The following is a 13,082-nucleotide window of genomic DNA, read 5'->3' on the forward strand; positions in this document are numbered from 1 at the left end:
CGAAGGAAGGCGGGCGGGCCGGACCTGCACCCCGAGCGAAGCGAGAGGGCCGAGCCTTGGCGCTGGATGGCGAAGGCCTGCTATTTTGCCTCGCGATGCAAAGGCGGCTTGCCCGCCGGCGGAAAATAGCCGGGCGCAGCCATTGCCGGACCGGGCCGTTTGCCGTCCCGATCGCCCTCTCAGAAGGCCGTGGTCGCGGCTCTCTCCGATGTCGTGGAGCAATCCCGTAGCCGATGCAGGACACCGACCCCCGAGGCACGGACTCATATCCCCATGCCGGCCAGTGCCTGCACTCCCATGAAGCGGGCGACATCTTCCGTCGCGATCTGTACCCGCAAGGCCGCCCGAAGTGCATCGATGCCGAACGCGCGGAGATCCTCGTTGCAGTCCCCGACCCGTGGCGACAGGGTGATCGCCTCGATCCCGACCGCCCGCGCCCGTTCGATCAGGCTTTGCACCGCCCCATCACCGGCCGGATCGTCGTCGCGCGCGATGTAGAGACGGCGCAGTGTTGCCGGGAACAGGAGCTGGCCGAGATGTGCAGCCGAAAGCGCCGCTACCGTCGGCATCTGGGGCAGCACCATTCGTAGCGACAGCATGGTCTCGATGCCTTCGCCAGCCGACATGACATCGTGGGCAACACCGAAACGGACCCCGTTGCCGAGGAGGTCGCCCATCGCCCGCCTCGGCGTATCGACCGGCGCCTTGCCGCTACCATCTGGTGCAAGCCAGGTGCGGTGCGCCCCGGTGATCTTGCCGTCGAGATCGGTGACGGAAGCGATCATCGCCGGCCAGGTCTCGGTTTGGCTGACGCTGTCCGGGCGATAGTAGCAGCGTGGATGGAAGCGCAGGGCTCCGGTTCCGTGCAAAGCTGTAATGCCGCGTTTGCGTAGATACGTCTCCACGATGGTGCCCGTAATCGGCTGCGACATGGAAAACAGCCGCCGTGCTGATTCCGGCGATCCCGCCGGTGTGGTTGACGGTCGGGGCCGCGGCTGAGGGTCGGGTTCGTGTCGGGGCAGGCTGAGGAAACGTCGGGCCTCGTCAGCGACATCCTTGAAGTCGACCAGTCCGCAACTCTCGCGGATGACGTCGAGCAGATCGCCATGCTCGCCGGTGGCGGCATCGGTCCATTTGCCCGCCGCGCCCTTGCCGGACTCGGCTCCCTTCAGCCGGACGAACATCGACCGGCCCGGATTGTTCTGGACGTCGCCGACCAGCCAGTAGCGGCCGTCACGCCGACCATTGGAGAGATACTCGCGGCAGACGGCCTCGGCGTTGCGGCCGAGACGTTGCGCGAGATCGGAAGCGTCGCGGGCCATCATGCCGCCTCCCGTTCGGCGATCCGCGCGAGCGGATAGCGTTCGAGCACTTTCGCAAGAATGGCGGGGCCAGCGGCGTCAGTCGGCACGAACATGCGCAGCTTCCAGGAGATGATCTCGTGGAACAGTCCGTAGGTGCGCAGGCGATCGCGCATCGTGTCAGTGAAGCCGGACAGCTCGATCCGGTTCACGCCCATGACACGGACCCGGCGAAGCTGGAGCCCCTCGGCGAGATCGAGGATCGTCTTGCCATTCATCAGCCCCGTGAAAGCGTCCTCGGGGCTCAAGGTGCTGCTGCCCGATGCCGTCGCACCCGTTACCCACGCGGATGAGACGCGCCGGCCGACGATGCGTTCGCCGGTGTCGGTCTGGAGTCGATAGACGCGTGTCGATTCATTCGGCAGGCGCTTCCAGATTGGCAGCAGCAGTCCGGAGACGACGTGGATGATGCTGTCGGTAAACGTCGGCACCTCGGTCAGCTCCACCTCCCAGGCGCGTGCGAACGCCTGGCGGTCGGCTTCGACCCAATGGGTCTGCGGCATCATCGCCAGCGGCATGGCGGGGTGCTCCATCGGTCGGATGAGCCGGACGCGGCGTTCGACCTCGCCGTCGTCGAGCATCAGGCTGCTGGTCGGGACCTGCACGGCGGCGCGGCCCGACTGCCCATTGATGAGCAGCATCGCTCGGGGGTCGGTGAGGTGGTTCAGCGCTTGGTCGAGCGTGACCGGCCGGTTGCGCTCGCGCTGGGCTATCGTGATAAGCCGGGTATCGGCGGAGGTGCCCGGATGGGTGTAGATCGCCTGACGGTCGGTGACGACGAAGCTCTCGGCGGTCAGGGTCTCCAGCCCGACATCATAGACGCCCGACGCGATAGCCCCCTCGATGCGAGCGGACAGCAATTGCTCGAACGCCGTGAACAGGATGTTCTGCAATCGAATAGTGAGCGCCAGCAACCGGTTGAGGAAGGTCGTGATCGGCGGTAGCTCATCCTTGATGCCGCCCGAATCCATCAGTGACAGGCCGGTCGCATCCTCGAACATCTGCAGTGAGCAACCCTCGACCTTGCCTCGGACCAGCAACAGGTAGAGCTGGCGCAGAGCGTCGCGGGCATAGTGGCTCTCCAGATTGTCCTCGGGCCGGAACAGGCCCTGGCCGCCGGTCTGGCGCTGGCCCTTGGTGATGGCGCCGAGGGTGTCGAGCCGACGGGCGATGGTCGAGAGGAAGCGCTTCTCGGCCTTGACGTTGGTCGCGATCGGCCGAAACAGCGGCGGTTGCTGCTGGTTCGTGCGATTGGTGCGACCGAGACCCTGGATGGCGGTGTCCGCCTTCCACCCCGCCTCGAGCAGATAGTGAACCCGCAGCCGGCGATTCTTCCCCGACAGCTCGGCGTGATAACTGCGCCCGGTGCCACCTGCCTCCGAAAACACAAGGATGCGCTTGGCATCATCCATGAACGCCTGCGTCTCGGCGAGATTGGCGGAGCCGGCGCGCGTCTCTACCATCAGGCGGTCGACGCCACCGGCGCCGGTCTTGCGGATGATGCGCCGCGAGCGGCCTGTCACCTCGGCCACCAGGTCGGTGCCGAAGCGCTGGACGATCTGGTCGAGCGCGCCGGGAACCGGGGTCAGCGACGCCAACCGTTCGATCAATCGGTCACGCCGGGCAACAGCTTCGCGGCTCTCGACCGGTTGGCCGTCGCGATAGACCGGCCGCGATGACAGCTTGCCCTCGCTGTCGGTGAAAGGCTCGTAGAGCTGCACCGGAAACGAATGGGCGAGATAGTCGAGGAGATACTCTCGCGGTGTGATGTCGACCTGGACGTCGCCCCAATCTTCGGTCGGGATCTCGGCCAGGCGCCTTTCCATCAGCGCCTCGCCGGTGGAAACGATCTGGATGACGGCGGCGTGGCCCTCTTCCAGATCACGCTCGATGGACCGGATCAGCGACGGTGTCTTCATGCTGGTGATCAGGTGGGAGAAAAACCGCTGCTTGGCGCTTTCGAAGGCCGAACGCGCGGCGGACTTGGCTTGCGCATTGAGCGTGCCGGTCGAGCCGATGATGTTGGCCGCCTGCATCGCTGCATCGAGGTTGTTGTGGATGATGCCGAACGCCCCGGCATAGGCGTCATAGATGCGGATCTGTTCGTCCGTCAGCGTGTGCTCGAGCAACTCGTATTCGACACCTTCGTAGGAGAGCGAGCGGGCCGCATAGAGACCGAGCGCCCGAAGATCGCGCGCGAGCACCTCCATCGCCGCGACGCCGCCGGCCTCGATCGCCTCGACGAATTCGGCACGCGTGGCGAACGGAAAATCCTCGCCACCCCAGAGCCCGAGGCGCTGGGCGTAGGCGAGATTGTGGACCGTGGTGGCGCCGGTCGCCGAGACGTAGACGATGCGCGCGTTCGGGAGTGCGTGCTGAAGTCGAAGTCCGGCACGGCCCTGTTGCGAGGCGGCCTGGTCGCCGCACTCGCCCTTGCCGCCGGCGGCGTTCTGCATGGCGTGGCTCTCGTCGAAAATGATCACTCCATCAAAGTCGGAGCCCAACCATTCGACGATCTGCCGGACGCGCGAAACCTTCTCGTCGCGCGCGTCGGAGCGCAGCGTGGCGTAGGTGGTGAATAGGACACCTTCCGCCAGCCGGATCGGTGTGCCCTGGCGAAAACGCGAGAGCGGCGTGACCAGCAGACGCTCCATCCCCAGCGCCGACCAGTCGCGCTGTGCGTCCTCGATCAGCTTGTCGGACTTCGACACCCAGACGGCGCGTCGGCGGCCTTTCAACCAGTTGTCGAGCAGGATGCCGGCGACCTGGCGGCCCTTGCCGGCGCCGGTGCCATCGCCCAGGAACCAGCCGCGACGGAAGCGGACGGCGTTCTCGGCGTCGTCGCGCGCGGCCGAGACGAGGTCGAACGTCTCATCCACCGTCCATGATCCGACGAGATGGCCGGCATGGGACTCGCCGGCGTAGATGACGCTTTCGAGCTGGGCGTCGGACAGCAGGCCGGCGCTGATGACGACGGGTGGCAGGTGTGGCCGATAGGTCGGCGTCGGCGGCGCGACCGAGGCCATGGCCGCCGACTGCACCAGCTTGGTCGGATGGACCTGAGAGCCGGGAATACGGATCGCCTGCAATCCGTATTCCTCATAAAGCGCCTCGGTGATCCGGTCGCCCTCAGCCGGCTTCCAGTCGACGGCCTCATAGACGAGTTCGACGCCTTCTGGCTCCGCCGTTCCCGCCGTACCAGAGGACGGGCGCATCGCGTAGGCGCGCACGGTTCGGGGGATGGCCAAGCCGACAACCGGCGCCACGGTGGCGGCGAAAGGCAGCCTTGGCGGGACATGATCGGTGACCCAGCCGAGAAGCGTGACGACGTCGGGTGCGACGCCCGGTGAAGTCGGGAACACACTCGGATTGTCGGCCGGAGCCTTGTCGATCACGGTCAGGCGGGTGTCGATGGTGGTGCCGTGTTTGGCGTAGACCGCGCCATCGATCGCGGCCGAGAATACCACGCGCCCGCACTCCTGCAGCCGAATGAAGGCGTCACGCCAGGAAGGGTTGTCGGACGAAAAGCTCGCCCCGGTGATTGCGACGAGGCGGCCGCCATCGACAAGGCGCGACAGGCTCGACGCGATATGGCGGAGCGCCGTGTCCGCCATGCGACCGTCGACATTGACCATCGCCGAGAACGGCGGGTTCATCAGCACGACACTCGGAACGACGCCCTCGTCGAGGTGATCGTCGATCTGCGCTGCGTCGAAACGAGTGACAGCGATCTTCGGGAACAGGTGACGGAGCAGCCCCGCGCGGGTCTCGGCCAGTTCGTTGAGCACGAGCGATCCGCCGGCAAGCTCCGCCAGAATGGCGAGCAGGCCGGTCCCGGCCGAAGGCTCCAGCACGCGGTCGGCGGATGTGATCGCGGCAGCCGTGCTGGCGGCAAGTCCGAGTGGGATTGGGGTTGAGAACTGCTGGAACGCCTGGCTCTCTTCGGAGCGGCGCGTATGGGTGGGGAGAAGGCCCGCGATCCTGGCCAGCATCGGCAGCGCGGCGGACGGAGACCCGGCTTTACGGAACAGCGACTTTCCGTACTTGCGCAGAAAGAGCACCGTCGCCACTTCGGTGGCGTCATAGGCGGTTTTCCAGTCCCAGGCGCCGGAGGCGTCGGACGCTCCAAAGGCCGTCTCCATTGTGGTGCGGAGAACTGTCGCGTCGACACGCTGGCCGCGTTCGAGATGGGGAAGGAGAAGCCGCGCGGCTTCGGCGATGGCTGTGGCCGGATCGGCAACAGGGGCGTGCGGGAAGGACGCAGGCGCAAGGGCGGCCGCGGAAGCGTTGGCATTCGTCATGGAGGAGACCTCGGGAGAGCGGGAGGGATCGAGCCGGCCGGCGCTCTCCTCGACCGCACCGGCTCAACCCGTCCCGGCCTTCCTCTTCCTCTCAGGCCGCGGCCATGACGCTGCGCCACCACGCGATCCGCTCGTCGCGGCTGGCATTGGCGAGCCGACGCAGCAAATCGCCGTGGCAGGCGAGTGGCGCGCAGAAGCAGACGAGATCGCGGCCGCGCAACTCGTCGAGCACCCGCAGGAGATGATGCTGGTCTGCCAGCCAGGGCTCGTGCTTCGCGATGACGGCTGCACGCTCGCCGTCGGGGCCGATCCGGAACGGATTGCCCCATTTGCTGCCGCGCCCGATATAAACGGCGCCCAATGGCACGCCCGCTCTATGCTTGTTCAGCACCCTGCACATCGCACTCACCTCCTGATCCCGTTGCGGCGGTTTGTGGCCGGGCGCGGTCAGGCGGCGCGGGTCACGCGAGGCCGAAGGACGATGCGGGAACGGCTCGCCCGTTGACCGGCGCGACGCCGCGCGCAGACAGGACGAGCCGTCTCGGGATCAGATCTGTGATGAGGATGGAAGAGTGTCGGATGGCGGCAAATAGGCGTCGTAGGGGTTGCCGTCAGCGAGATGGCCGAAGGGCATGAACACGAAGTCCGCGCCGTCGCGGCCGGCCGCACAGATGACGTAGCGAAGCTCGTCCGTCGCAGCGTCCTTGCATTCCATCAGCGCAAGATTGCCGTCTGCTGCTGCGCGCAGCAGTGTCTGGAAATTCGCGCGGGCGTGGTCTGGGATGGTCATCACCCACGTCCTTTCCCGCGCATCGACGCCAGCCTTCCTGTCAGAGTGGGTTCGCCCCCTGGGGATCGGGTGCGCCCGCGAGGATGGCCTCGGCCTTGGCGATCGCCGACTGCGCTCGCGGTACCCAGAACGGAAGCTTCGGTGCTGACAAGTCCGGCACATGCGCGAGTACCTTCAGGATGCCGAGGAGCGTCTCGAAGTGATCCGCCTTGCGGCGGAGCGTTTCGCCGAACTGCGATGGTATCGCCAGTGCGGGGGCTTCATAGGGCGCCCCTTTGCCTCGCCAGATGCCGGACACATAGGTTTCGCCGGCAGTTTCGTAGTCGAGCTTTTGGTCCGACCAGTCGTCGTCCTCGACGGCAAGGCGACACGCCTGATCGATCGTGTCAGCCTCATAGATGCAGTGCCGGTATGCAGGCAGGGAGTAAGCCGTTTCGATCGTGAAGAGGGGCATGCTGATCGCCTGAAACGAGAAAAGCCCGGCTGGCCCCTGTTCGCGGGGTGCCGGGCTTCGGATGGGATTGGTTGGGGTGCGATATGCGGGGCGACCGGGTGCCGCTCCGCGATCGGAGGACTATTCAGCCGCGATCATGCGTTGACGTTCCTCATCTGTGTCGGCTGCGACCTCGTCGCCATCGCCAGCGAGAAAACTGGGCAGCGCCTCGGCGTCGCCGTCAGTCGTCAGTTCGGTAACCGGCTCGATCTCGACGAGACGCAGCGGCTCCGGCAGCCAGCCGGTGCCGTCGAGCAGCCGTTCGGCCTCCTTCGCCATGTCACCCTTCTTCAGATGGTCGATCAGCTGGGCCGACTGCTCGCCCTTCGCTTCGCGCACGGCCTCAAGAATGCGGGGCTTGGTCACGCGGGAGAGGTAGTTGTCGACGGTTGGCTTCCAGCCCGCCGCGACCATATCGAGGCCTACGGCTCGAGCCAGCACGTCGGCCTGGTGAAGCCGGCGCTGGATACCACTCGCCGACGGGCCGGCGCCGTTGCGGTCGGCCTTCTCGTAGAGTGCGCTTACGCCGAACGACGCGCAGTGAGCAAACAACGCCGCCTGTTCCGTGCCTTCGAGCGCGGCTAGCGCATCCCAAAGGTCAGCCTGATCGCTGGGCAGGCGTTCCTCCCAGGCCCTATGCCGGGCATCGACGGCGTGGGCCGAGGCGCTTTCCTTGAGCCCGGGCCCCTGCTGGGCAAAGCCGACATTCCTGACGGAGATATCCATGCAGACAGCGTGCGAGGAGTACCGCGAAAAAACGTCGAGGCAGAACTTGTGCAGCACGGCAAGGAAGGCCACGGAGGGCTCGTTGGCGAGGGCATCGCGCAATGCCAGCGTCCGATGCGCGGTCAGCTCGCTGATCAGGCGATCCGGAAGCGGCTTGATGACGTCATCCTCGTCATCCTCCGGCTCGGCCTGGCCGCCGATGGTGATGACGGCGCGCTGGATGACCGGGGCAGTCGGGTCGGATGCTTCGGGCGTCGCGCCCTCGGCTCCTGTGTCACCCTCGCCATCCACGGTGACCGGCGCCTCGTCCTCAGGGCGAACATAGCCGCGGCCGACCGAGAGGTTGCCGTTGCTGTCAATGCTGATGAAGACGCCGGCGCGGGCGATCCCGGCTGGATCGTAGATGACGGGACGGTCATCGAAGGCGGCAAGCGCCGTCTCGATCTCGCCGAGCCGTTCGTCCACCTCGTCCGGCAATTCGTCGGCTTCCTCGTATTCGGCTTCGAGCTTGGCGCATTCGGCGTTCAGCGCGTCGATCGTTGCCTGTTCCTCGGCCGTCAGATCGGGAGAGGTTCCCGCCAACTCGCGCAGTCCGTGGGTGTGTCCGTAAGGCGTCTCGACCGTGACGGAGATCCACTTCCATCCCTCGGCGGCGATGGTCTCGGCCTCGGCCTTCAGCTTTTCGCCAACCAGACGGTCGAGCAGGGCGGCGTCCTCCAGCCAGCCGCCATCGTCGCTCTGGAACAGATCGCGCATGACGACGCCGCCGGCATCGGCATAGGCGTCAAGACCGACGAACTGCGCGCGCTTGTCGGAAGTCCGCACCGTCGTCTCTGTCAGCATGCGGCGGATCTGATACGGTTCCTTGCTGTAGGAGCGCTGGATGGCCTCCCAAACCTGCTCCTGACGGGCATGATCGTCAGTCACGGTGAAGGCCATGAGTTGCTCCAGCGTGATGCCGTCCTGGGCGTAGAGGTCGAGCAAAGCGTTCGACACGGCCGCGAGGCGCAGACGCTGCTTCACCACGTTGACCGAGACGAAGAAGGCGGCTGCGATGTCCTCCTCGGACTGCCCCTTCTCGCGCAGTGCCTGAAAGGCGCGGAACTGGTCGAGAGGATGCAGGCCGACATGTTGGACATTTTCCGCCAGGGAATCCTCTTCGGCCGAGGTAGCGGCGTTGGCGGCCTTCGGGATGCACGGCACCGGCGCGACCTTGGCGAGACGCTTCTGCTTGACCAGGAGTTCGAGCGCTCGGTAGCGGCGGCCGCCGGCCGGAACCTCGAACATGCCGGTCTCGGCGCCATCGGCATCGAGCACCGGCCGAACGCTGAGGCTCTGAAGTAGGCCGCGCCGGGCGATGTCCTCGGACAGGTCTTCGATCGAAATGCCGGCCTTGACCCGCCGGACGTTCGACTGGCTGAGCACCAGCTTGTTGAACGGAATGTCGCGCGAGGCGTTGAGGGTGATTTTCTGAACGGCGTTAGCCATGTCGGTAGTCTCCGCGACGGGCGCCGAGAGCCTCTCTCTCGACCCAAAACCCGTCATGAAAAACCGGCACTCCTCTCACTCTTCCGGCCACCGAACCGGGAAGCGGGAGAAGCGTATTCCCGGCTCCACGGTTCGGCGTAGCCAGCATCACGCTGCCTCCCGCTCGTCCTCTCCAGAAGCTGCCGTAGCCGGCCGGTTGATGTTCGTCTCGAAGCCGAGGATGAATTCGGCGGCTTTCGACGCGGCGGAGGCGGCGCGGACAATGGCGCGGTTGTCCTCACGCAGCACCTCCAGCCATGAACCGATGTAGTCGGCATGGCGCACCGTCGGCGCGATGGAGAGCGAAGCACAGACAAAGGCCCCGGCCATCTCCGCCACCAGTTCCTCGCGCGCATAGGATCTGGAGCCGAAGGAACCGGCCATGTCACGGCCGAGACGGGAAGGATGACCCGACCAGTGCCCCAGTTCATGGAATGCGGTCCGGTGCCAATTGATCGGTTCGAAATAGGCGGCTGGCGGCGGGACCTGCACGAAGTCGTGCGGCGGGCTGTAAAAGGCGCGGCTGCCTCCGATCCGGAAATCCGCGCCGGTGGCCCGGATCAGCGCCTCCGCTTGCGGTTCGATCATGCCCGGCGGAGGTGGTGGTGCGACGGCGGCAATGTCCTCCGGCAGGTTCTCGCATTGATCGGCGTTGAAGACTGTGAAGCGTTTGAGGAATGGAATCGCCTGTGCTTCGTCCCCGACCTCACGGGCTCGCTTGCGCTCATCCTCGGGTACGAAGCGGTCGGCGTAGACGACGGTCGTACCATGCTCTCCCTTCCTGACATTTCCGCCGAGGCCAAGCGCTTGGCGGAATGTAAGCCAGCTCTGGCCGGTGAATCCGTGTTCGATGACCGCGCCCCACAGGATCAGGATGTTGATGCCGGAGTAGCGCCGGCGGGCTGACGCGTTTTCCGGCATGGCGAGCGGCGCCTTTGCCGCCGCCGTACCCCAGGGCTGCACCCATGGGATGCGTCCGGCTTCCAACTCGGCGATGATCTTGTCGGTGATTTCCTGATAGAGGCCTGGCCGGTCGTTGCCGGAACGGGCGCTGGCGGCGTCTCTGGGCATCGCGGTTCTCCGCGACGGGCGCCAGGAGCCTCTCTCCCGACCTTCAACCCGTCACGGCAAACCCGGTCCGCACTCTCACTCTTATCGACCCGTCTCGATACCCACCGGCGGCAGGACGAGGCGCGGGCATGACAGGGTTCGCGTCAGGGATGGAAGCCCCGTATGGGTGAAGACCCGTCGCAGGCGGGGCTTCAGCTTTGCCGACAGCCCGGCCCCGTCAGGGGACGCCCGATCGGCCCTCGAAAAATGACGAAAAGTCGCTAGGTTGAAGGTCATGTGCAACGACTACGAGCAACACATCCGCTGGGCCGAATACTGCAAGATGATGCAGGACCTGGAACTCGGCATCCCGACGCAACAGACAGAACTCGACCTGCCGCAGTCGGACGACGTCAAGATCAACGACATGGGGCCGGTCATGCGCGCGACCGGCAATCTGATCGAGCTGGTTCAAATGATTTTCAGCTTTCCGCCCTCGGGCAAAGGCGGGCCGATATTCAACTTCCGGTCAGACGGGCGAAGCTTCGCCAACAGCAATCGCTGCCTGATTCCGGCGAGCGCTTTCTTCGAATTCACCGGCAAGAAATACCCAAAAGCCAAGCACCGGTTCACTCTGAAGAGTGCGCCATTTATGGCGATCGCGGGCCTTTGGCGTGAGGGCCAAGGCAATCATCCGCCCGCCTTCACGATGCTGACGACCGAACCCGGCCCAGAGGTCGCGCCCATTCACGATCGTCAAATTGTCGTGCTGCAGCCAGCGGATTGGGGTGCGTGGATTTATCTGACGAAACCCGAGGCGGAACTGCTGCGGCCGCTTCCCGAGGGATCGCTCCATGTCGAGACAGTGCGTGCGGGTTCCGACTGATCCTCCGCGTCATCCTCGGAGGCCGATCTGAAGATTTTGGGGAGAGAGCGCCATACGACGCGCATTGGCCGCTGATCTCGTCAGCGCATTTTGGACAGGGTTGCGAGATCTTTGTCGTCTTGCGCCCGCGATACGATTGGTCGCACGTTACCTAGATACTTCCGATTGCTGGAACCAGACTGGTAGCCGCTTGCTGTACCCACGGAGAATAGCCGCGCCTGGACGAGCCGACTGCCTACCACCAGCTCCACTGGGTTGTTGCCGTGATTAACAAGTTCGAGTGGGATACAGCCTCGGAACCCCGGTTGGATCATGGTGTTCAGGTGAATTCCGAGCCTGCTGTAACTACTCCGGCTAATGATGTCGGCGTACACATCGTTGGGCATGCCGACGTACTCTAGCGAAGTCGCCAATACGATCTGGCCGGAATAGAGGACGAACTTATCACCGACTTCCCGACGGGTCATGCGGAAATAGGACGACACTCCGCGCCGAGGCAGGGTTGCCAACTCAACCGCAGCCTTGCGCGTCAGCAGGGAGACGAGAAAGTCGGGTCCCAGTCGGAGATCGATGCTCACCTCGCCAACTTGGCCCGGTTCAAGGAGCGGATCGATGTACAGCCTGGTGCTGTCGGTCAGGCCGATTCGGCGATGGATTTCAGGAGCCTGTAGAAGCGACATCCCATGCCTGCCTTATGGCGAAGTTTCGGATCGATTTCTCGGTAAGGTCGTTCGTGAGTACCTCGATATCGCCGTCTTTCGCTGATGAGAAATTCCATGGATTTCGGTTATTGTCGATAGCGTCGAACAGGTAGTTCCAGGCGCTGTCGAAGAGCCCATAGACCTGCTCCATTGATGCAGGCACAAAAGTACGAATGTCGTCGTAGTCGGCACCGACCTCGACACGCTGAAAGATCGGGGTCAAGGTTGGGAGTTGAAGAGCCTGCAATGCATTCTGCACTAGGTCTATTATGGGATGTGATCCGCCAGCCAGAAAAGCATCCACGAGAGCCGCTCGGTCGGCCGTCGCCGGGTGGGTGAGCGAAGAGGAAACGTTCGGCGCGATAGCCTCGAGGGCCGCGATGCTTGATCGTCCAACAAAGCACGCCGCAAACAGATCTGCGAAATACTCTCGGCGATGGCTCAGTTCGTTACCGTTTTGCGGGCCGATCAGGTTTGAATTCTGAATCATCGAAACCGCGCTAACACTGTGCTGGTGGTCGACGAAGTGACCTAGTTCGTGGAACAGCGGAACGCAGAAGACGGGCTTGTGGGCGTAAATTCGAGGTACACCGATCATCACCAAAGGCAGCTTAAATCCCTGCGGATCATAGTCTGTGATGAAGGCCTCGATGAATAGCCAAGGATCGGAGTTCCGCAGGTGGAAGTCGTGATGTGCGTTGCGGTCCTCTGTCAGGAACGTGACGATAACCGCTTCGCTTAGCTTCCACCGCTTAAGTGCATCGGTGAGGCAGTAGACCACCTCGTACGGCACCTCATTGTTCGTGCTCCCGGAGAGATAGGACTGCACGCTCCGCGCAACTTTGGCGAAGGTCTCTTCGACCGCCGCGTCGTATTTGCCTGGATTGTCGAGAACATGCTCGATCGCCCCAATCAAATGTCGGGTGAATTCGTGCAGTCGCTGCTCAAAATAGGCAGAATCGTTTAGCTGTTTGAGCGTGTTTGCGACGAGATGCAGATCAACGCGTGACCGCAAACTTGTGCTCCGCCGAAAGGATTTCCCTCGCTAGTTCCGCCGAGATCGTGCCGGCTCCAACCATGCCAACGGCAGCTCTCAGGGCTTCTGACTCGCGGAGGTCCAGAGCAAGTCGAATTGCCTCGGGCAATGTCTCGCCGTCTATCGTATCCGGATCCGACGCGATCTGCAGGGCTTGGGTCATCACATCGCGGAGATAGACAGCGAGCTTCTCCGGTATAGATCGCTCACT

The 13,082-nt window shown here is 64.3% G+C and carries 10 protein-coding genes; 1 reads left to right on the top strand and 9 read right to left on the bottom strand.

What is annotated here, in order from left to right:
* Window positions 1-263: 263 nt before the first annotated feature.
* From X744_RS152755 to X744_RS152725, 7 genes are all read right to left on the bottom strand, one after another.
* A complete protein-coding gene (locus X744_RS152755; RefSeq protein WP_031260514.1) occupies window positions 264-1,325 on the bottom strand; it encodes a toprim domain-containing protein in 1,062 nt (353 codons plus the stop codon).
* A complete protein-coding gene (locus X744_RS152750) occupies window positions 1,322-5,662 on the bottom strand; it encodes a bifunctional class I SAM-dependent methyltransferase/DEAD/DEAH box helicase (RefSeq protein WP_023760191.1) in 4,341 nt (1,446 codons plus the stop codon). Before X744_RS152750 ends, X744_RS152755 begins: the two co-directional genes overlap by 4 nt.
* A 91-nt stretch (window positions 5,663-5,753) precedes the next feature.
* Window positions 5,754-6,029 carry a DUF4326 domain-containing protein gene (locus X744_RS152745; protein WP_245266702.1) on the bottom strand — a complete coding sequence of 92 codons (276 nt, stop codon included), beginning with the start codon at window positions 6,027-6,029 and terminating at the stop codon, window positions 5,754-5,756.
* A 180-nt stretch (window positions 6,030-6,209) separates the two neighbouring features.
* Window positions 6,210-6,452, bottom strand: a complete 243-nt coding sequence (locus tag X744_RS152740) for a DUF6117 family protein (RefSeq protein WP_023760193.1) — start codon at window positions 6,450-6,452, stop codon at window positions 6,210-6,212.
* Between the two features lie 40 nt (window positions 6,453-6,492).
* Window positions 6,493-6,906 carry a hypothetical protein gene (locus X744_RS152735; RefSeq protein ID WP_023760194.1) on the bottom strand — a complete coding sequence of 138 codons (414 nt, stop codon included), beginning with the start codon at window positions 6,904-6,906 and terminating at the stop codon, window positions 6,493-6,495.
* Window positions 6,907-7,026: 120 nt separating this feature from the next.
* A complete protein-coding gene (locus tag X744_RS152730; RefSeq protein WP_023760195.1) occupies window positions 7,027-9,159 on the bottom strand; it encodes a ParB/RepB/Spo0J family partition protein in 2,133 nt (710 codons plus the stop codon).
* A 147-nt stretch (window positions 9,160-9,306) separates the two neighbouring features.
* Window positions 9,307-10,269: a zincin-like metallopeptidase domain-containing protein gene (locus tag X744_RS152725; RefSeq protein WP_023760196.1), complete on the bottom strand. Its 963-nt coding sequence runs from the start codon at window positions 10,267-10,269 to the stop codon at window positions 9,307-9,309.
* A 274-nt stretch (window positions 10,270-10,543) separates the two neighbouring features.
* Between X744_RS152725 and X744_RS152720 the strand changes: the two genes are divergently transcribed.
* A complete protein-coding gene (locus X744_RS152720; protein ID WP_023760197.1) occupies window positions 10,544-11,134 on the top strand; it encodes an SOS response-associated peptidase in 591 nt (196 codons plus the stop codon).
* 80 nt (window positions 11,135-11,214) lie between these two features.
* On the opposite strand, the gene dcd is transcribed toward X744_RS152720, so the two are convergent.
* Both dcd and X744_RS152710 read right to left on the bottom strand, forming a co-directional pair.
* Entirely contained in the window at window positions 11,215-11,814 is a 600-nt protein-coding gene (dcd, locus tag X744_RS152715) for a dCTP deaminase (RefSeq protein WP_023760198.1), read from the bottom strand.
* Window positions 11,792-12,850, bottom strand: coding sequence for a hypothetical protein (locus tag X744_RS152710; protein ID WP_023760199.1), 1,059 nt, complete (start codon window positions 12,848-12,850; stop codon window positions 11,792-11,794). The genes dcd and X744_RS152710 overlap by 23 nt, the downstream gene beginning before the upstream one ends.
* Window positions 12,851-13,082: the final 232 nt, after the last annotated feature.

This window comes from Mesorhizobium sp. LNHC252B00, assembly GCF_000502955.1.
Taxonomy (GTDB): domain Bacteria; phylum Pseudomonadota; class Alphaproteobacteria; order Rhizobiales; family Rhizobiaceae; genus Mesorhizobium.

Coding starts and splice junctions, on each gene's coding strand:
- X744_RS152720 (WP_023760197.1), top strand. CDS start 10,544: ATGTGCAACGACTACGAGCAACACATCCGCTGGGCCGAATACTGCAAG.
- X744_RS152755 (WP_031260514.1), bottom strand. CDS start 1,325: ATGATGGCCCGCGACGCTTCCGATCTCGCGCAACGTCTCGGCCGCAAC.
- X744_RS152735 (WP_023760194.1), bottom strand. CDS start 6,906: ATGCCCCTCTTCACGATCGAAACGGCTTACTCCCTGCCTGCATACCGG.
- dcd (WP_023760198.1), bottom strand. CDS start 11,814: ATGTCGCTTCTACAGGCTCCTGAAATCCATCGCCGAATCGGCCTGACC.
- X744_RS152750 (WP_023760191.1), bottom strand. CDS start 5,662: ATGACGAATGCCAACGCTTCCGCGGCCGCCCTTGCGCCTGCGTCCTTC.
- X744_RS152725 (WP_023760196.1), bottom strand. CDS start 10,269: ATGCCCAGAGACGCCGCCAGCGCCCGTTCCGGCAACGACCGGCCAGGC.
- X744_RS152740 (WP_023760193.1), bottom strand. CDS start 6,452: ATGACCATCCCAGACCACGCCCGCGCGAATTTCCAGACACTGCTGCGC.
- X744_RS152730 (WP_023760195.1), bottom strand. CDS start 9,159: ATGGCTAACGCCGTTCAGAAAATCACCCTCAACGCCTCGCGCGACATT.